Here is a 20,623-nt window from a genome sequence, read left to right on the forward strand (position 1 = left end):
TCCTCCTGCTGTGTGTTACTTAAATTGTTTGATGAAATGGACTAGCACTAACATTCGACGTATCGATCGTTGCGGGTGAACTATTATGGCCTAGTTTCAATTAATTGTATTAACCTGGTTAACGCGCTTGAGTAAATTGTGTCATGTCTATGCACAAACCATACCTGCAAATCTCGATACTCTTCAGGCAAACGGTGGGAAGTGATTATGCCCTGTTCTTCCGCCTTGGCAATCGATGACTGTGGCAGCATAGACACACCAAGTCCAGAGGAAACGCCATCTAGAATAACTGCTAATGTGCCAAATTCCATAATCTGATAAGTGGTCAGGCCAGTGCCTCTCAGAAAACTCTCTGCTTTTGCCCGATGCGTACATCCAACGTCAAAGAACAACATCGGTTTCATAAGTAGCTCATACATTCCGTTTTGTCCCGGCTCAGAGATCAACACCAACTCCTCTTCAAAGGCCGCGATATGTTCTATATCTGGCTCATCAACAGGACCATAGACGAACGCTCCATCAAGCTCGTAATCCAACACCTTTTGTAAGAGCGCATGTGTCACACCCGTAGTGAGCGATAAATTAACATCCGGATATCGTGATTGATACTCGGCCAATAAAGGAGTCAGATGAATGACTGCTGTCGCTTCAATGGACCCTATCCGAAGAGGCCCTGCAGGATGATCCGAGTATTGTGTAGTTTTCACAGCCTCGTCCATCAGAGTCAGTATTTTATCCGCATATCCCAGTAAATTCTCGCCAGCCAAAGTTAGCGTCATTCCTCGATTGGATCTCCGAAAAAGGGGTGTTTTCAACTGAGCCTCAAGATACTGAATTCGAGTCGTCACATTAGACTGTACATAGTTCAACATTTGCGCAGCCTTGGTTATGCTCCCCTCTCGAGCCACAGCCTGAAATATTCTTAAATCTCCGCTTTCCATTTCTATGTCACCTGCTTGGTATGATTATTTATGATACTCACAATCGGTTTTGTTCATTTTACTGTATGATTCCCACTCTGTACAATTCAATATAGATTCATTGAAATACGAATTACTGGAGGATTAGGATGAAAGCAATCGTACATGCTGGGATGAACGGCTTGAAGAGCCTGACATATGAAGACGTTGTTGATAAACAGCCAGGCTTCGGTGAAGTAAAAGTAAAGCTGAAAACCGCAGGGTTAAATCATCGAGACTTATTTCTCATAGCGGATCGAAAAAATGAGGATGCTCCCCTGATTATGGGCTCTGATGGGGCGGGTATAATTGAAGCGGTAGGTGAAGGCATAACATCACTTACAGTAGGTACCGATGTAATCATTAATCCGTGTATCGGATGGGAAATCACCCACGATGTCCCGAACGTTCCGGCCATAGTGGGTGGCCCTTCAGATGGTACATTTGCCGAGTCTATCGTCATCCCTGCGCAAAATGCCATCAGCAAGCCAGCTTATTTGTCTTGGGAAGAAGCGGGCGTGTTGCCCTTATCTGCCTTGACAGCCTATCGGGCTTTGTTTACGAGAGGCCGCTTACAGCAAGGTGAACATATCCTTATTCCGGGTATTGGTGGCGGTGTGGCTACTTATGCCATGCTTATGGCTTCAGCAGCGGGTGCAAGAGTCAGTGTCACATCACGAAGTGAAACAAAAAGGCAAGTTGCTCTTGCACATGGGGCAGATCATGCCTTTGACAGTCATAGTGATTGGAAGGAAAGTATGAAAGGAGAAACAGTGGATCTCATCCTGGATAGTATCGGGCCAGCGACGTTCCAACAGTACTTTGACATCATTAAGCCAAATGGCCGGATCGTTACGTTTGGAGCAAGCTCAGGAGATCGAATGGAAATAGCAGCACGATCCATATTTTACCCCCAAATCAGTATCATCGGCACCTCAATGGGAAGCAGTGAGGAGTTTGTTGCGATGCTTCAATTTATGGAACTCCACTCGATACGCCCTATCATTGATAGTGTGTATCCTTTACAAGACACCCTTCAAGCCTTTCAGCGAATGCAACAGGGGGAGCAGTCTGGGAATATTGGAATAAGAATTGATTGAAAAAAGACACCTCACAAGGTGTCTTTTATTTACTCTATATGGAACCGAGGCGTGGCACAGTAAATCCATTAGCCGCCCTGTGTTCAATGCATGCAAGTATTCCACCGCAACATGCCAAGAGTCAGCAACCATCTATCCTTTTACGTGGCGCTAACACGTCGTTTAGCAAGCGCCATCGCGGCAGCATAGCCGGAGCTCCAGGCCCATTGCAGGTTATAGCCGCCGCAATCTCCATCGACATCCATCACTTCACCTGCCAAATACAGCCCAGGGACTAACTTAGATTCTAACGTTCCTTCGATTAGCTCCGTCGTATCGATGCCACCGGCTGTTGTTTGTGCATTCGTGAAGCTATTGGTATCGGTCACTTTAAATTCCCAACGTTTCAAGATTCGATAAAATATTTTCTTGGTTTTCCATGATAAATCCATACAAAGCAAGTGCGGCTGTTGATCAATTCCAGCCTCCTTCAGCAGAACTGGAATCAGTTTCTTGCTGACGATGCCCACAAAAGAATCGGCAACCGTCCGGTGTCCGAAGATCCCCCAGTGGATCTCCAGAAAATCAATTAACTCTTCCTCCGTGCGCTCCGGCATTAAATCAACCGACAATGTCACCGATTCTCCTATTCCGAGATTATACGCAGCCTTTCTGCTGAGCTGAAGTATGGGCGGGCCCGAGATACCATAGTCCGTAAAAAGAATCTCACCAGACTCAGTGCGGATGACTTCATTGTTTACGATAACATGGGCCTCTCCCTCAAATTTGATGCCCGATAGTTCCTTCAAATACGGATAATCCAGCTTCAATTGTACAATGCCTGGCACCGGGTTGATCAGGGTGTGCCCCAGACGTTGGACAAGCGTATAACCGGAGCCGTCCGTTCCCGTTTTGGGAGCGGTAAGGCCGCCTGCACATAGAAAAAGATAGTCGCTGGTATACACAACCTGTTCCTCTGTCTCCGTCTGGCAGGTTATCGCGAACCGCGGATGTCCCGCCGAAACGGTAACATCCAACACTTTATGTTTATAATATACGGGAACATTCCGATCCTCCAGCGCCAGCTTAAATACACCCGGCACCGAAGCCGCCTGCAGCGACATCGGATACATCCGGCCATTCTCCAAGCTTACAAAAGGAAGCCCGAGCGAGGAGAAAAATTCGATCGTTTGGCGGACACCGAATTGCCGCAATACATGTATTGGGAATCCTTCCTGATTACTGTGATACTTGCGTGATAAAGCGGCCGCTTCATCCGTACCGGTGGCGGTGGATTGGTTCGTAATGTTGCAACGCCCGTTACCCGTCGTTATTATTTTCTTCCCAAGCCGGTCATTGCTTTCAATAATTGCTGTATCAATACCTTGATCCCTCGCTGTAACTGCAGCCATTAGACCTGCAGCACCCCCACCGATAATGAACAGCTCGTGGTGCTTAGAAGTCTGATCCTTATACATTTTAATTGATGCATCCCTTTTCCTAATAAATTTATTGAATTGACTTAGCTAGCGCCATGGCGGCCACATATCCGGAACTCCAGGCCCATTGCAGGTTATAGCCGCCGAAATCTCCGTCGACATCCATCACTTCGCCAGCCAAATACAGCCCAGGCACCAGCTTGGATTCCAGCGTTCCTTCGATGAGTTCCGACGTATCAATGCCGCCGGCTGTCACTTGCGCATTAGTAAAGCCATTGGTATCCGTCACTTTAAATTCCCAACGCTTCAAGATTCGATAAAATTTCCCCTTGGTTTTCATCGATAGATCCTGGCAAAGCAGCTCTGGCTGTTGATCTAAGCCAGTCTCTTTTAGTAGGACAGAAACAAGCTTCTTATTGAAGATGCCAACAAGGCAATCCGCCACAGTCCGGTGTCCAAAGGTCTCCCAGAGCCTTTCTAAAAACTCAACCAACTCTTCCTCCGTGCGGCCCGGCATCAGATCAACCGACAATGTTACCTGTTCTCCTCTTGCAAGATGATACGCAGCCTTCCTGCTTAGCTGAAGAATTGGCGGGCCGGTAATACCATAATCCGTGAAGGCAATTTCACCCTGTTCACTGCAGATGACTTTACCGTTCACAATGATATGAGCTTGTCCCTGAGATTTGATAGTGGACAGTGCCCTCATATTCGGATATTGCAGCTTCAATTGCACAATGGCCGGCAAAGGCTCAATCAGGGTGTGTCCCAGACGTTCGGCAAGTGTATACCCAGGAGGTTCTTTTCCCGCATTTGGACCGGCAAGACCACCCGCAGATAGAAGTAGATAGTCGCTAGTATAAACAACCTCCTCCTCTGTCTCCGTTTGGCATTTTATCTTGAAGCGCGGATGATTCTTCGAAACAGTAACATCCAACACTTTGTTATTGAGGTATACCGGAACATTCCGATCCTCCAGCGCAAGCTGGAAAATATCCAGCACCGCTGCTGCCTGCAGCGACATTGGATACATCAAGCCCTCCTTCAATCTTGTAAGCGGAAGCCCGAGGAAGGAGAAAAAATCTATGGTTTGACGGATGCCAAATTGCTGCAATACTGCAAGTGGAAATCCGGCCTGATTACTGTGATACTTGCGCGATAAAGCGATTGCTTCATCCGTACCCGTTGCAGTGGATTCATTCGTAATGTTACAGCGGCCATCACCTGTCATTAATATCTTCTTTCCAATCCGGTCGTTACCCTCCAGAATGGCAGTATCGATACCCATATCACGCGCAGTAACGGCGGCCATTAGTCCGGCAGCACCTGCGCCGATAATAAACAGCTTGTGGTGCATAGAAGTCTGATTCTCATACATGGTTGGTCAATGCATCCTTTATCCAATTTTTCTAAAAGCACAGAGTCACTTTATTAAATTATAGCATAAGTATACTGGTTTTCATTTATATCTCCCTATTAACTCTTCCTATCCTATGTTTGCCTTTTTTATCCCTATATAGAACCTTAAATTTTTTTGGCCTTCACGCCATCTTCACTGCAATCTTTAATTCCATATCCGAAAGATACTGGACCTAGCAAGATACTCATTTTTTTGAACCGCCACGCATAGTCCAGATCATACTCTGAAAATATGAAAAAAGACACCCTTCATGGTGTCTTCAATAATACTCCATATGGAGCCGAGGGGAGGCGAACCCCTGTCCGAAGATAACGGCACATAAGCTTTCAAATTATAAAATCGTATAAAAATTACTTATCTATGGTTAAAAAAGGAGACTGATCATAGGAATAACTCCTTAGTATAGTGATGCAATTATATAAGTTAATACGCAGAAGTACCTTTGCCGCTACAGATGATGGCTGGATCCTTTTAATTTTAGAAGTTGCTAATTCCCTGCAGAATCAAGATACGTTTCAGCTTCTTCTATCGATTCGTACAAGTTTGCAATATCTTTAAACATACGATGCATTTGCGTTTTGTAGAAAGAAGTAGGCGCAACATACACCCATTTGTGTTTTGTAGAGATTCCAGCTTTCACAGCATCCTCACTAGTTGGAGCAAGAATTGCCAACACTTCTTGCTTAAATACCAGGCCACCAGTAATTACAGTCATACCTGTAAACCCTCGCTTAGTTTTCTTCAGTACTTTCGGAAATTGTTCCGCGTACGCAAGGGCATCCTCAACATCCATACCGTCCGATGTTACAATAATTCTGTTTTTGTTTTTAACATAATCAATAGTAAAACTCATGATAGTAATTCCTCCGAATGTTTTTGTTTTTGGATGCTTAATACTATAATTTTATATCAGTTCGGGCTCTTATAGATATTAATAACTTCAAAGTGAATGATCTAATTTTAGATGTAGACAACATGTCTACAATAATGAACACATTTAGTTCCCTATAACTCCTTGTCTACATTCGGTCTGCAATCCAACCACTAAACAGCAAAAAACCCGCTATTTTAGCGGGTTTTTCTTATGGAGCCGAGGGGAGTCGAACCCCTGTCCGAAGATAACGGCACATAAGCTTCTACGAGTGTAGTCACAGTTTTCATGTCACCCGAGTATCGCCCCGTAACCGGCTATACGTTGGGTCAGCCTGATTATCTTCTTCCGTTGACCCCAGGCGGAGACCAGACGGCGTATCCCACTACTTGTTAGCCCCTATCCCTGTCACATGGGCGATGCAGGGTAGAAGCACGCGCGCAGTTTCTTAGGCTGCGAAAGCGTAGTTGTTTTGTTGTTTGCCGTTTAATAGGCTTTAGCGTTGATGAAGCGGACGCGTCCCCACTACTCGCTACTCATGCTCGAACTACCCCCGTCGAATCCAAGAACGGCCCCTCATTAAAAAGGGCGCTTCGGATCAAGCGGATCTTCCAAGCAAGAGAGATCCTATCCACAGCTTCTTCTTCAAGAAGTCTGTAACGAAGCAATAATCTTACTTACTCAGTATATCACATTTATCAATACTTTAACACGTAGGTTAAAGGAATTGAAGGTGGAAACTGGTACTCATTTGAATCGTACATTCTTCCTAGATTATCTGGCGATCTTTTGCTTCTCACGCAATACACGCTGAATATCACGTTGAGCATCACGCTTAGCAGCAGAGTCACGTTTATCGTACTCTTTCTTACCTTTACCAAGACCAATTAACAGCTTCGCATAGCCATTTCGCACATAAACCTTGAGTGGCACAATCGTAAATCCATCTCGCTTGGACAAGCCCAGAAGTTTATGAATTTGCTCCTTATGCATCAACAATTTACGAGTACGCGTCGGGTCCGTAGGGTTAGCACGATTGCCTTGTTCAAAAGGGCTGATATGCATGTTGTGAATGTGAATCTCACCGTTACGGATCGTAGCAAAAGCATCTCCAATATTAGCGCGGCCATTACGCAGCGACTTGATCTCTGTACCTGTCAGCACCAAGCCAGCTTCATAAGTATCCTCGATAAAATAATCATGGGAAGCTTTTTTGTTCTGGGCAAGTACTTTCCCGTCTGCTTTTTTACCCATGAGAATCACTCCTTGAATCATATTCATAAGTTAAAGTAACCATGTCTCTCTAATCTTAAACGACATAGTCATCGAACGTCTGATCTATATTGTAACAAATGGAATCGATTGTGCGCAAGGAAGGATCAGGTAATCCTTTCCCAGCCATTTTGACAACTAGTTGTCAGTAAGTTTACCCAATAGTTAACTTTAATTACATTTATTTATAAAAAGTTGTTTATGTTTCTATATTCACACATCTCAGTTAACTCATACCCTTTTCTATTCACTCTCTCCCTCCGACGCTACCCTAAAGCTACATAAATGCACTTTATACATCTATTTAATATATTTAGATGCTCGATGGTTGTTTAGTTGTACTTTCTGCAGTTAAAAACTCGAAATCATGCCGTTTTGAAGATACTGATCAGATTTAGATGTACAAAGTGCAATTAACCTCAATCTCTACTGAAACGCCGGAATTTTAACTGCACATTATGCAATTAAAAAATAAGCATCGTGATAGCACGGGTTACTTTGCTCCAACCCAAGTGTCATAGTTGCAAAACGACGCTGTCACATAGCTTCTTCTGATTATTACTCAACAAACTTGCGGCAACCAATAGTCTCGGTTAGAAACGAGAATTTCACACTTGAGCAGCGAAAAAGAATTAAAAAAGCACCGCCCCCAATCAAAGGGAGCGGTGCTTAATCTTTCGTCATAGAGCTACGACATGTAGGCCAATAACGTTATTTATTTCTTCTTTCTCTTACGAGGAGCTCCGTCTGGTGCGTTACCTGTAGTGTCGCTACGTTTAGAAGCGGCTTGTTCCGACGTCTGAACGTTGCCCGGTGTCACGGATTGACCGATGAACACACCGCTTTTGTTCTTCTTTTTCCGGCGACCTCTACCTGTTGGAGCGCCGCTACGGCCTTCTCCACCGCCAAAGTTACCGCCGCGGTCCTCACGGCTACGGAACTTCGTGCTGCCGTCCAGGCCGCGGACTTCGCCGCTGGAAGAGTCAGACGCAGGAGAGCCGTATCCGCCTTTGCCGGAGCCAAAGCCGAAGCTGATGCCGCGTCCACCACCGGCACCGCCGTTGTCACCGCCGCGGCCTCGCCCGCCGCTGCGCTCACGTGGCGCGCCTGCGTTGCCGGCTTCGCCCCCGCGCTCTGCACCGGGGCTTCCGCCCGGCGCCGCAACTACCCGGCTCGCATCCTCGCCGGCATCACGCCCGCGCTTCCGCTTTCCGCGTCCGCCCGGTGCGCCAACACCGGCCGCTTCGCGCGGCCCTTCGCCGGCGCGCACACCAGCGCCAGGCTTGCCCTTGCCCGCGCCTACAGCAGCGCCGGGCTTGCCTTTACCGCCGCGGCCCTTGCTGCCCGCGCCGCCTTTACCCCCGGCTGGCGCCTTGAAGCCGCCGCTACCTGGACGGCCGCCTTTGCCACCGCGGCTGCCTCCAAAACCACCGCCGCGATGCTCACCTGGCGCGCGTGGTTTCATGTCGACCAACTCGAAATCGATCGTGTGGTCATCCATGTTTACCTTGGCGACTCGAATTTTCACCTCGTCACCAATACGGAACACCCGTGATGTGCGCTCGCCGATGAGCGCCATATGGGCCTCGTCGAAGTGATAATAATCGTCGCTCATAGCGCTGAGACGAATAAGGCCTTCGACAGTATTGTCCAGCTCGATGAACATTCCGAAGCTGGTCACACTGCTGACCATTGCCTCGAATTCCTCGCCTACTTTATCCTGCATGTATTCAGCTTTCTTCAGCTGCTCTGTATCGCGTTCTGCTTCTACCGCTACACGCTCACGCTCCGAGGACTGCTGAGCAATGTCAGGCATCCGGCCGGCCAAATAATCATGTCGTTTCTGGCTCAGCGCCCCTCCATTCTCAATCACTTCACGCATTACGCGGTGAATGACCAGATCGGGGTAACGGCGAATCGGCGAAGTGAAGTGGGAATAGTATTCCGCAGCCAGTCCGAAATGGCCTGTGCTCTCCGCATCATATTTTGCCTGCTTCATGGAACGCAACATCATTGTGCTAATAACGGTCTGTTCTTTAGTCCCTTGGATTTGCTCCAACAGATCCTGCAAAGCACGTGGATGAACCGAATTGCCACGTCCCTTCACGTGATATCCGAAATTAGCTGCAAAAGCCATAAAATTCTGCAGCTTCTCTGGATCTGGATCTTCGTGAATCCGGTAAAGGAACGGAACCTTCAACCAGTGAAAATGCTCCGCGACTGTTTCATTCGCCGCGAGCATAAATTCCTCGATAATCTGCTCAGCTACAGAACGCTCACGCTTCACAATATCTACAGCCTTGCCGTTCTCATCTACGATGATTTTGCTCTCTTCAAAGTCAAAATCAACCGCGCCTCGCCGCATCCGTGCATCACGCAGCTTCATCGCCAATTCTTTCATGAGACGGAAATCATCAATTAATGGACTATAGCGCTCCAGCAATTCAGCGTCTTCATCCTCCAAAATTTTGCGGACATTGGAATAAGTCATTCTTTCCTTGGTGCGAATCACACTTGTAAAGACATCGTGCTTCACGACCTTCATATGTTCGTTAAATTCCATCTCGCAGGACATCGTTAAGCGGTCTACCTGTGGATTCAAACTACAAATACCGTTAGACAAACGGTGAGGCAGCATCGGAATCACCCGATCCACCAAGTACACACTACAGCCCCGATCATAGGCTTCTTTATCGAGCTCAGAGCTCTCGCGTACGTAATAACCTACATCCGCAATATGCACGCCTAGCTTGTAGTGTCCGTTCTCCAGTCGCTGAACATTAACCGCATCATCCAGGTCCTTAGCATCCTCACCGTCAATCGTGACAATGTTTAGTCCGCGCAAGTCGCGACGTCCCTGCTCAGCAATTTCCTCTTCTGTGATTGAATCCGGAGCGTTGTCCGCTTCGTTCATCACTTCAGCCGGAAAGGCTTCTGGCAGCTGATGCTTACGAATGATAGATAGAATATCAACTCCTGGATCATCCTTATGTCCGAGGATCTCAATAATTTCACCCTCTGCCGCTGATCGGCCTTCTGGATAATTCACGATACGTACAACGACCTTTTGACCGTCTACCGCCCCCATGAAGGATTGCTTCGGAATAAAAATATCGCGGTTAATCCGTTTATCATCAGGCAGCACAAAGCCATAGGTCTCCAGGTTTTGAAATACGCCAACCGTCTGCAGTACTCCCCGTTTTACAATGCGCTCAACTTCGCCTTCCATACGTCCGCCGGACGGACTTTTAGAGGTAATACGGATAAGGACGATATCACCATTCATAGCTCCCTTAAGATCATTCGCATGGATATATACGTCAGGATGATCACGATCATCCGGGATAAGAAAAGCGAAGCCTTTCGCATGAGCCTGTAACCGGCCTCGCAGTAAATCCATCCGCTCCGGAACGCCATAACGTGCATTACGAGTTAATACAATTCTTCCGTCCTGCTCTAATTCAATTAGTAGTTCCTCGAACTTTTTAAACCCTGTGCTATCTTCTAGAGCAAAATGGCTCACCAGCTCTTCATAAGTCATTGGTTTATATGCAGTTTCCCGCATGAAATCGAGTAATATTTCTTGTGTTATCATGTTCGTCACCCCAGCCCTCCGCGGCTCCAAGCCGCTGGCAAATATGTATGTCTTGTCCTGCTCTGTAGTAATGCCAAGTAAAATTTACCTTTACCTACTTCATACCCTAGTATACACGAAATCAATCCTGCGCATCCCTGTTACTGTCATCCAAAGGTAAACGCAGTACAAAATTTCATTCACACCGAAGGAAAAAGTTTGTTTATTAAGGCTTTACCGTATCGAATCTTATTCTTTCTGCTATGCAAAGAAAAGCACCTGCAGGTGCTTTATCCCCTTTTTATTATAACAAAAAAGCCTTCGCTCCATTCCATTCAGAACAGAGCGAGGGCTTACTGTAGGTACTTTAGTCAATGAAAACAGCAGCTAGAATCGCCATAATGAAGAATCCTGCAGCAAGTCCAACTGTTACACGTTGTAGTACGAGTTCCATACCACGAGCTTTTGTTTTACCAAAGAGATGCTCAGCACCACCGGAGATGGCACCGGAAAGACCCGCGCTTTTCCCCTTTTGCAGAAGAACGACCGCAATAAGACCGACGGAAAAAATCAGGAGCACAACTTTCAAAAAGATATCCATTCACTTCCACCTCCTACGCCTAAGCATCACTATCTATGGTAATTGAGGTTATCACGATACATAAACAGTATTCTTATTTTATCATAGCAGTGCCGGTAATACAACCGCCTAGACTGTTAAGTCGTAGCTTTTCTTGAAAGATTAGGATAAACACATATTAAAAAAAGACCCGCCATAATGGCGGGTCTTCGTACTCTGCTATAAAAGCAGATTATCTTTTAAGGTTGTAGAAAGATTTCAGGCCGTTGTATTGAGCCAATTCACCCAACTCGTCTTCGATGCGAAGCAATTGGTTGTATTTAGCAACACGGTCTGTACGGGAAGGAGCACCTGTTTTGATTTGACCAGCGTTAGTCGCAACAGCGATGTCAGCGATTGTGCTATCTTCGGATTCACCGGAACGGTGAGAGATAACTGCTGTGTAACCAGCACGTTTAGCCATTTCGATAGCATCGAAAGTTTCAGTCAATGTACCAATTTGGTTAACTTTAACCAAGATGGAGTTACCGATACCTTTTTCGATACCTGTTGCAAGACGCTCAGTGTTTGTAACGAACAAGTCGTCACCAACCAATTGAACTTTGTCTCCCAATTTTTCAGTAAGCAATTTCCAACCATCCCAGTCGTCTTCGGACATACCGTCTTCGATTGTGATGATTGGGTATTTCTCAACCCATGAAGCAAGAAGGTCAACATACTCAGCGGAAGTGTAAGATTTACCTTCGCCAGCAAGTGTGTATTTACCGTCTTTGTAGAACTCAGTGGAAGCAACGTCCATACCCAAGAATACGTCAACGCCTGGTTTGTAACCAGCTTTTTCGATAGCTTCGATAATTGTAGTGATTGCTTCTTCATTCGAACCAAGGTTTGGTGCGAAACCACCTTCGTCACCAACAGCTGTGTTCAGGCCTTTGGATTGAAGTACGGATTTCAAGTTGTGGAAGATTTCAGCACCTGTACGAAGAGCTTCTTTGAAGCTTGGAGCTCCTACAGGAAGAACCATAAACTCTTGAACGTCGATGTTGTTGTCCGCATGCTCACCACCATTGATGATGTTCATCATTGGTACTGGAAGAGTTTTAGCGTTGAATCCGCCCAGGTATACGTACAAAGGAATATCCAATGCTGCTGCAGCTGCACGAGCTACGGCCATGGATACAGCTAGGATTGCGTTAGCGCCCAATTTACCTTTGTTATGAGTTCCGTCCAAAGTGATCATCAATTTGTCGATGCCCACTTGGTCAAGAGCGTCCATACCAATAACTTCTGGAGCGATGATTTCATTTACGTTCTCAACAGCTTTCAGAACGCCTTTACCCATGTAACGGGATTTGTCGCCATCACGAAGCTCTACAGCTTCATGAGCGCCAGTGGAAGCGCCGGAAGGAACGATAGCGCGGCCTTTAGCACCGGATTCAAGATAAACGTCAACCTCTACAGTAGGGTTACCACGGGAGTCAAGGACTTCGCGAGCATAAACATCAGAAATAATAGTCATTTTAGTTAATCTCCTTTAAACAATGTTTTGGTTTTGATTGTTGAAGCTTAATCTTAGGTATTGTTTCCTTATTTGCGACTAGCGATCATGGATTGACCAGTCATTTCCGCAGGTTGCGGAATTCCCATCAGATCCAAAATGGTTGGTGCTACATCAGCAAGGATACCGCGATCGCGCAATACAACATTTTCATCCGTAAGGATGAACGGAACCGGGTTAGTGGTATGAGCTGTGAACGGACGACCGTTCTCATCAAATACCATGTCTGCATTACCGTGATCGGCGATAATGATCGCAACGCCACCCTTGGCAACTACTGCGTCCACTACTTTACCTACACACTCATCAGTTACCTCTACAGCCTTGATTGTTGGCTCCAGCATACCGGAGTGTCCAACCATATCAGGGTTTGCAAAGTTAAGGATAATAGCATCCTGTCTTTCCGCTTCGATTTCTGCTACGCAGGCTGCAGCCACTTCGTAAGCACTCATCTCGGGTTGAAGATCATAGGTTGCCACTTTAGGAGAGTTGATCAAGATACGAGTTTCTCCTGGAAGTTCCTCATCACGTCCACCACTGAAGAAGAACGTTACGTGCGGATACTTCTCAGTTTCCGCGATGCGCAGTTGCTTCTTGTTGTGTTGCACAAGTACTTCACCCAATGTGTTATCCAGGTTCTTCGGTGAATAGGCTACATAACCTTGTACCGTTTCACTGAAAGTAGTCAGGCATACGAAGTGCAAGTCTTGCGGGAACAAAGGACCCCGGTCGAAACCACGGAAATCTTGATTCGTGAACACTTGTGACAACTGAATAGCACGGTCAGGGCGGAAGTTAAGGAACACGACAGAATCGCCGCTCTCTACTGCCGTTACCGGCTTGCCTTCACTGTCTACAATCACGCTAGGTTCAACGAATTCGTCGAACACGGAATTTGAATAAGATGCAGTGATAGCTTGCAGAGCATCTGTGTATTTCGGTCCTTCGCCATAAACCATAGCACGATAGGCTTTTTCTACACGATCCCAACGTTTGTCACGGTCCATGGCGTAATAACGTCCGGATACCGTTGCAATTGTACCTACTCCAACTTCTTCAATCTTAGCCACCAGATCTTGGACAAACTTCTTACCACTATCTGGAGGTACATCACGGCCATCCATGAAAGCATGGATATACACTTCGTGCATATCTTCTTTCTTAGCCAGGTCAAGCATAGCAAACAGGTGATTAATATGGCTATGTACCCCTCCGTCGGATACAAGCGCGTAAAGATGAAGCTTTTTACCTGTGTTCTTAGCATTTCTAACTGCGGCTACCAGTGTTTCATTATCGAAGAATTCGCCCTCACGGATCGATTTATCGATACGAGTCAAATCCTGGTATACAATCCGTCCTGCACCAATATTTAAGTGCCCTACTTCAGAGTTGCCCATTTGGCCTTCTGGAAGACCAACAGCTTCACCACAAGCAGTAAGGGTAGTATTAGGATATTGTTTCAAGTAACGGTCATAGTTAGGTTTGTTAGCTTGAGCAACGGCGTTACCTTCAGATGTTCCACGCAAACCGAAACCATCCATGATGATCAAAGCTACAGGTCTTGGAGCTGACATCTTACTTCGCCCCCTCAACCAATTGAACGAAGGAAGCAGGCTGCAAGCTGGCACCGCCAACAAGCGCACCATCGATGTCGCTTTGGCCCATGTACTCAGTTACATTCTCAGGCTTCACGCTGCCGCCGTATTGAATACGAACAGCTTCAGCTGTTGCAACATCATACAAATCTTTTACAAGACTGCGGATGTAAGCAATAACTTCGTTAGCATCTTGGGAAGTGGAAGATTTACCTGTGCCAATAGCCCAGATAGGTTCGTATGCAATGACAACTTTTGCTGCTTGCTCGGCACTAAGTCCTTGGAATGCAGCTTCAGTTTGTACTTTACATACTGCTTTAGTTTGATCAGCTTCACGCTCTTCGAGCTTTTCGCCAACACATACGATTGGAGTGATACCATGACGGAATGCAGCATGCATTTTCTTATTCACGATTTCATCTGTTTCGCCAAAATAAGCACGACGCTCTGAGTGACCAATGATTACATAGTCTACGCCAAGATCGCTAAGCATTACACCACTGATTTCTCCTGTGTAAGCACCGTTATCTTCAAAGTGCAGGTTCTGTGCGCCAATCTTGATGTCTGTACCTTTTGCAGCTGCTACAAGTGCAGGCAGGTTAGTGAATGGGGCGCAGATTACAGTCTCAACGCCTTCTACTTCTGCTTTGCCTTTGATGTCAGCAATAAAGCTTTCTGCTTCAGGAACTGTTTTGAACATCTTCCAGTTACCCGCAATAATTGGTGTTCTCATGAATTAAATTGCCTCCTTCTATACGTCTTACTTGTCGTTCAGTGCTTCTACGCCAGGAAGCGCCTTGCCTTCCATGAACTCAAGGGATGCACCGCCACCAGTGGAGATGTGATCCATTTGGTCAGCCAGGTGGAATTTTTCTGCTGCTGCTGCGGAATCTCCGCCGCCAATAACAGTGTAACCTTCAGTTGTTGCACAAGCTTTTGCTACTGCAAGTGTACCTTCAGCGAATTTATCGATTTCGAATACGCCCATAGGTCCATTCCAGACAACCAGCTTGGAGTTCTTGATAATATCGGCATAAAGTTCACGAGTCTTAGGTCCGATATCAAGTCCTTCCCAACCTTCTGGGATTTCATTGTAATTAACGATCTTAGTGTTAGCATCAGCACCGAATTTATCAGCAACCACAACATCAACAGGAAGCATGAAGTTTTTGCCAAGTGCTTTAGCTTTTTCGATGAATCCAAGAGCAACGTCAAGTTTGTCGTTGTCTACAAGTGACTTACCGATTTCAAAGCCTTGTGCTTTAGTGAATGTATAAGACAATCCACCGCCGATCAGGACGTTATCAGCCAAAGACAACAAGTTATCAATAACATCAATCTTGTCTTTAACTTTCGAACCACCGATGATCGCAGTGAAAGGACGTTCTGGGTTAGTAAGAGCTTTACCAAGAACGGTCAATTCTTTCTCCATCAAAAGACCGGATACAGCTGGTAAGAAATGAGCGATACCTTCTGTCGATGCATGTGCACGGTGAGCCGCACCAAACGCATCATTGACGAACAAATCAGCCAGTTCAGCGAATTGTTTAGCCAATTCAGGATCATTCTTTTCTTCGCCTGGGTAGAAACGAACATTCTCAAGTACAAGTACGTCGCCTTCGCCTAGCTCAGCAATTTTTGCTTTGACAGCTTCGCCAACAGCTTCGTCAGCTTTAGCTACTGGTTTGCCAAGAAGCTCGGACAGACGCTCAGCAGCAGTAGTCAAACGCATGGAATCTACGAATTGACCTTTAGGACGACCCATGTGACTCGCAAGAATGATCTTTGCACCGTTCTCAATCAAATATTTAATGGTAGGAAGGGTTTCGCGAATACGAGTATCATCAGTAATCTTACCGTCTTCTACAGGTACGTTGAAATCCACGCGTACAAATACGCGTTTACCCTTTACTTCTACATCACGGACGCTCTTTTTGTTCATGATTAATTCCTCCACACCCAAAGTTGTTTCTAGCAGGAAACAAGAAATACATTTAGAAAGAGCGGAAACAAGGAACTTCTGTTTCCGCTCTATAGATGTTACTTATATCAAGTCAATTACTTAGCGATTTTAGCGAATTTCTCCAAAGTACGAACCAATTGTGCAGTGTAGGACATTTCATTGTCATACCAAGCAACAGTCTTAACGAGTTGTTTGTCGCCAACAGTCAATACTTTAGTTTGTGTAGCATCGAACAGGGATCCGAAAGTCATACCTTTGATATCGGAAGATACGATTTCATCTTCAGTGTAACCATAAGTGTCTGGATCGGAAGCTGCTTTCATTGCTGCGTTGATTTCTTCAACAGTAACGCTCTTATCAAGAACAGTTACAAGCTCAGTCAGGGAACCAGTTGCAACTGGAACACGTTGAGCCGCGCCATCCAATTTACCTTTAAGTTCTGGAATAACAAGACCGATTGCTTTAGCAGCACCAGTAGTGTTAGGAATGATGTTCTCAGCTGCTGCACGAGCGCGTCTGAAGTCACCTTTAGCGTGTGGAGCATCCAAAGTGTTTTGGTCACCAGTGTAAGCGTGAATTGTAGTCATCAAGCCTTCAACGATACCGAACTTGTCGTTCAATACTTTTGCCATTGGAGCTAGGCAGTTCGTTGTGCAAGATGCGCCGGAAATAACAGTCTCAGTACCATCAAGAATGTCATCGTTAACGTTGTAAACGACAGTTTTCATGTCGCCAGTAGCTGGAGCGGAGATAACTACTTTCTTAGCTCCACCTTTCAAGTGTTTTTCAGCTGCTTCTTTAGTTGTGAAGAAACCTGTGCACTCAAGTACGATATCAACGCCTAGGTCGCCCCATGGCAATTCTTCAGGGTTGCGGTTAGCAAGAACCTTAACTTCTTTGCCATTGACTTTGAAGAAGCCATCATGCACTTCAACATCACCTTGGAATTTACCTTGAGTTGTATCATATTTAAGCAAATGAGCAAGCATCTTAGCGTCAGTCAAGTCGTTGATTGCTACCACTTCGATACCTTCTACATTTTGAATACGGCGGAAAGCAAGGCGTCCAATACGTCCAAATCCGTTAATTCCAACTTTTACACTCATTGAATAGTTCCTCCTAGAATTCGTTTTATTTATTCAAAACAGACCGTGAAGCCTGTCATGACAACAATGTTAAGTATGATGCAAGATATATGTTCTAGTGAGTTACGAGGATATCTGTAACTGATTATCAATTTCCTTGCCGATTTCCACAGCAGCAGCCTCGTCGGTGACGAGTATATTCTCCTGCCCGAAACGCAGCATGGCATGAATGGCTTTGGCCTTTGGTTTGCCTCCAGCAATACCGATGACTGTCTCCGTCCGAACAATATCTTCTAGACGTAGTCCCATCGTAAGCATCGTATGGACAACCTGACCATCTTCGTTAAAGTAATACCCAAAGGATTCAGCCACGGCTCCCTCACCCTGGATTTCTGAGACAGTTGCCTCATCCAGCTTGCGGCGGCGAGTCATTTCAATGGCATCCCCAATCCCATGTACAATAATACGCGAACTGCGGATGATTTGTACAATCTCACCAATATTAGAGTCAAGTGCTAGTGACTGGTAGGCATCCCCACTAAGTAAATCAGGTACATGCAGCAACCGGTAATTCGCTCCTACCCGTTTTGCCATTGTTGAGGCAATCGTATTGGCTTGAATCTCCATACTCTCTCCTAATCCACCACGCGCCGGAACAAACCAAGCGTTCTTATAGGAAAGGGATAACGGCGGTGTCAGTTGATCAGCCATGTCGGCAAGCGTTGATCCACCTGTGACAGCAACTATATCATCTGTACGAAGTACACTGAGCAGCGCTTTTGCACCCGCTCGGCCAAGCTCACGTTTGGTGAACGGCGATGACTCACAATCACCCGGCACCACAATAACTTTATCCAGACCGTACGTTGCCCGAATTTTCTCTTCCAGCTCATCCAGACCAAACAGGCTCTTAACGACCGGCTCTAGTAAATCAAGCAGTCTACGCCCAGCAGCGCTAATGCGCATGCCAACGCTCTCGATCTCAATGAGCCCTTGCGATTTCAGAAGATCCGTCTCGGCACGCAGTACCCGCTCAGTCATATCAAGCGAAGCGGCAAGCGTTCTGCGCCCAATTATATCGGACAGCATGATCTGATGAAGAATCGTGTACCGTCTCTTAAGGGTTTCCATGAGATCAGGCAGAAGCTGCTTTTGGATATCTAATAAATTACGCATACTTTCACTCCTGCAACTTCGTCTTCCTCTATTCCCTTGTTCATGGTCTCAAAATGTCCCGGGTAAACTTTTTAAGTCCCACTCATATTCTAACCAAATATTGCTCGAAGTGCAAGTCTTCCGAGAGTAGAATTCTCAAGCGCTTGTCTTCTTATACATTTATAAGATTGGGAAAGAGGTTCTGCTCCAAAAAACCTGTCATTAACAATCCAGATTCTTTAGCTGAGTGAAACACAATGTACGCTTGTCCACCTTGAAGAATAGGGATAAAGCCTGTGTACAGTATTATTAAAAATATAAGAAATTACAGGTTTCACGTTATATATCATCCTTATATTTCTACGAGAAACGGTTGTCGTCAATAAAGGACGACAGCGTCGTTTCTTCCTGTCCATTGCAATTGCACAGAAATTGTATTATAATCATTTTTGTTGCGCCCGTGGTCCAATGGATATGACGTAGGCCTCCGAAGCCTGAGATCCAAGTTCGATTCTTGGCGGGCGCGCCATTAATTTCACTTTTGTACATAATTCAGTAGTGCCTATACTACTACTTAACCAAAGAGCCGCGTGTCGGCTCTTTTTTTTGAATATAAGTTTGACTTTCTTTGACTTTTTGTTTGAATTTGTTTATCATGTGGGTAATACGGCAAGAGTAAAAATGAATACATTTGAAGAACCAATATCAAGGAGGTTTTCCACGTGAGTTATATTCCTATGGTAGTAGAACAGAGCAACCGCGGTGAGCGCGCTTATGACATCTATTCCCGCCTGCTGAAGGACCGCATCATTTTCCTTGGAACGGAGGTTAATGACGTGGTAGCCAATTCTATCATCGCACAAATGCTGTTCTTGGCTGCCGAAGATCCGGAGAAGGACATTCACCTTTACGTGAATAGCCCCGGCGGTTCCATTACTGCAGGTATGGCTATTTTTGATACAATGCAGTACATTAAACCGGACGTTTCCACCATCTGTGTGGGTATGGCAGCTTCTATGGGAGCTTTCCTACTTAACGCTGGCGCTAAAGGCAAACGCTTCGCACTGCCTAACAGTGAGATCATGATTCACCAACCTCTGGGTGGTGCTCAAGGTCAAGCAACGGATATTGAAATCCGTGCCCGTCGTATCCTGAAATTGCGTGATAAGTTGAATCGTATTCTTGCAGAACGTACGGGTCAACCGCTAGAACGTATTGAGAAGGACACTGATCGTGATTACTTCATGACTGCTGCAGACGCGGCAGCTTACGGTATCGTTGATAAAGTCATCGAGAAGACACTGCCTAGCGGTGTGTAAGCTATAAAACAACACAAAGAGGCTGTGCCCTATCCACTTGATGGTTAGTGCACAGCCTCTTTACTTTTCAGACCACTACTTCATACGAATCTCAATTAATACAAACCACCATAACCAAGCGCATCCAGTTTCTCAGCAATCACACGGTAGCCTCGACCATTCGGATGTAAGTGGTCAATTGATAAAAGCCCTCTCTCGTTTCCTGCAAACTCACTATAAATAGAAGCAAATCCACATACCCGGCTACTGTACTGTGAGGCATAACTGTTAAACTGCCTTACCCACTCTGTAGCGCCTACTACCTGAGGATAGGGATTATACAATCCCACAATTCGAATGATATAAGGTCTACGCGTTCCCGCCTTCAATTGGAAGAGGATACTCATAATTGCAGCAAAATTCTGTTTGCACTCTTGCAATGATCTTCGCAGCTCTTTAGATAAATTTTCAGGTTGTCTAGCTGCAGCCTTCGCTGCATGGATTAAATCATTACCACCAATGGATAGAGTGATAATATCCGCTGCTCGAATGGCTTCACGAGTCATAGAGCTTCCGCGTAGCCGCTGTTCCAATTCAGAAGTAGTCAATCCATTCACGCCCAAATTCGTAGAGGCTACATTAGAACGCAGTCTCCCTTCCGCCATTCTACGGTACACCGGTACAAAACCGTTACCTGGCAGAGCGCCAAATCCAGTCGTCAAGGAATCGCCAATTGCAGTGTATTGATAGCTCATAGCTCTCCCCCGTTCATAAA

Annotated in this window: 16 protein-coding genes, 1 tRNA gene and 1 other RNA gene; 3 read left to right on the forward strand and 15 right to left on the reverse strand. The window is 45.8% G+C overall.

Annotation, left to right across the window (positions count from 1 at the left end):
- Positions 1 to 83 precede the first annotated feature (83 nt).
- Positions 84 to 941, reverse strand: a complete 858-nt coding sequence (locus NSQ29_RS26445; RefSeq protein ID WP_341126481.1) for a LysR family transcriptional regulator — start codon at positions 939 to 941, stop codon at positions 84 to 86.
- 128 nt (positions 942 to 1,069) lie between these two features.
- On the opposite strand from NSQ29_RS26445, the gene NSQ29_RS26450 reads away from it, so the two are divergent.
- Complete coding sequence (locus NSQ29_RS26450; protein ID WP_341126482.1) at positions 1,070 to 2,059, forward strand: zinc-binding dehydrogenase; 990 nt, start codon at positions 1,070 to 1,072, stop codon at positions 2,057 to 2,059.
- Positions 2,060 to 2,199: 140 nt separating this feature from the next.
- Here the strand turns inward: NSQ29_RS26450 and NSQ29_RS26455 are convergent, their stop codons facing one another.
- From NSQ29_RS26455 to NSQ29_RS26515, 13 genes are all read right to left on the reverse strand, one after another.
- Complete coding sequence (locus tag NSQ29_RS26455; RefSeq protein WP_042184042.1) at positions 2,200 to 3,516, reverse strand: BaiN/RdsA family NAD(P)/FAD-dependent oxidoreductase; 1,317 nt, start codon at positions 3,514 to 3,516, stop codon at positions 2,200 to 2,202.
- Positions 3,517 to 3,547: 31 nt separating this feature from the next.
- Complete coding sequence (locus NSQ29_RS26460; protein WP_341126483.1) at positions 3,548 to 4,855, reverse strand: aminoacetone oxidase family FAD-binding enzyme; 1,308 nt, start codon at positions 4,853 to 4,855, stop codon at positions 3,548 to 3,550.
- A 529-nt stretch (positions 4,856 to 5,384) separates the two neighbouring features.
- Positions 5,385 to 5,750, reverse strand: coding sequence for a hypothetical protein (locus NSQ29_RS26465; RefSeq protein ID WP_042184038.1), 366 nt, complete (start codon positions 5,748 to 5,750; stop codon positions 5,385 to 5,387).
- Positions 5,751 to 5,979: 229 nt separating this feature from the next.
- Positions 5,980 to 6,344, reverse strand: a transfer-messenger RNA (tmRNA) gene (gene ssrA / locus NSQ29_RS26470).
- A gap of 198 nt (positions 6,345 to 6,542) precedes the next feature.
- Positions 6,543 to 7,022 (reverse strand): SsrA-binding protein SmpB, encoded by a 480-nt coding sequence (smpB, locus tag NSQ29_RS26475; RefSeq protein ID WP_042123338.1) that lies wholly within the window; start codon positions 7,020 to 7,022, stop codon positions 6,543 to 6,545.
- 733 nt (positions 7,023 to 7,755) lie between these two features.
- Positions 7,756 to 10,635, reverse strand: coding sequence for a ribonuclease R (gene rnr, locus NSQ29_RS26480; RefSeq protein ID WP_341126821.1), 2,880 nt, complete (start codon positions 10,633 to 10,635; stop codon positions 7,756 to 7,758).
- A 346-nt stretch (positions 10,636 to 10,981) separates the two neighbouring features.
- The gene (gene secG, locus NSQ29_RS26485; protein WP_042123332.1) at positions 10,982 to 11,215 is read right to left on the reverse strand and encodes a preprotein translocase subunit SecG; all 234 of its coding nucleotides are present in this window, start codon (positions 11,213 to 11,215) and stop codon (positions 10,982 to 10,984) included.
- Between the two features lie 211 nt (positions 11,216 to 11,426).
- Positions 11,427 to 12,713 (reverse strand): phosphopyruvate hydratase, encoded by a 1,287-nt coding sequence (eno, locus tag NSQ29_RS26490; RefSeq protein WP_042123330.1) that lies wholly within the window; start codon positions 12,711 to 12,713, stop codon positions 11,427 to 11,429.
- 68 nt (positions 12,714 to 12,781) lie between these two features.
- Positions 12,782 to 14,326 (reverse strand): 2,3-bisphosphoglycerate-independent phosphoglycerate mutase, encoded by a 1,545-nt coding sequence (gpmI, locus tag NSQ29_RS26495; RefSeq protein ID WP_042123328.1) that lies wholly within the window; start codon positions 14,324 to 14,326, stop codon positions 12,782 to 12,784.
- Between the two features lies 1 nt (position 14,327).
- Entirely contained in the window at positions 14,328 to 15,080 is a 753-nt protein-coding gene (tpiA, locus tag NSQ29_RS26500; RefSeq protein WP_042123325.1) for a triose-phosphate isomerase, read from the reverse strand.
- Positions 15,081 to 15,107: 27 nt separating this feature from the next.
- Positions 15,108 to 16,289, reverse strand: a complete 1,182-nt coding sequence (locus tag NSQ29_RS26505) for a phosphoglycerate kinase (protein ID WP_042184036.1) — start codon at positions 16,287 to 16,289, stop codon at positions 15,108 to 15,110.
- A 116-nt stretch (positions 16,290 to 16,405) separates the two neighbouring features.
- Positions 16,406 to 17,416, reverse strand: coding sequence for a type I glyceraldehyde-3-phosphate dehydrogenase (gene gap / locus NSQ29_RS26510; protein ID WP_036687120.1), 1,011 nt, complete (start codon positions 17,414 to 17,416; stop codon positions 16,406 to 16,408).
- 102 nt (positions 17,417 to 17,518) lie between these two features.
- On the reverse strand, positions 17,519 to 18,571 hold the full coding sequence (locus tag NSQ29_RS26515; protein WP_042123320.1) for a sugar-binding transcriptional regulator: 1,053 nt from the start codon (positions 18,569 to 18,571) through the stop codon (positions 17,519 to 17,521).
- A gap of 433 nt (positions 18,572 to 19,004) precedes the next feature.
- On the opposite strand from NSQ29_RS26515, the gene NSQ29_RS26520 reads away from it, so the two are divergent.
- Both NSQ29_RS26520 and clpP read left to right on the forward strand, forming a co-directional pair.
- Positions 19,005 to 19,079, forward strand: a tRNA-Arg gene (locus NSQ29_RS26520).
- A gap of 193 nt (positions 19,080 to 19,272) precedes the next feature.
- On the forward strand, positions 19,273 to 19,869 hold the full coding sequence (gene clpP, locus NSQ29_RS26525; RefSeq protein WP_042184034.1) for an ATP-dependent Clp endopeptidase proteolytic subunit ClpP: 597 nt from the start codon (positions 19,273 to 19,275) through the stop codon (positions 19,867 to 19,869).
- Positions 19,870 to 19,964: 95 nt separating this feature from the next.
- Here clpP and NSQ29_RS26530 read toward each other — a convergent pair whose 3' ends face one another.
- Positions 19,965 to 20,603 carry a GDSL-type esterase/lipase family protein gene (locus NSQ29_RS26530; RefSeq protein WP_042184032.1) on the reverse strand — a complete coding sequence of 213 codons (639 nt, stop codon included), beginning with the start codon at positions 20,601 to 20,603 and terminating at the stop codon, positions 19,965 to 19,967.
- Positions 20,604 to 20,623 lie beyond the last annotated feature (20 nt).

The sequence above is a fragment of the Paenibacillus sp. FSL F4-0236 genome, assembly GCF_038000135.1.
Taxonomy (GTDB): Bacteria; Bacillota; Bacilli; order Paenibacillales; family Paenibacillaceae; genus Paenibacillus_AQ.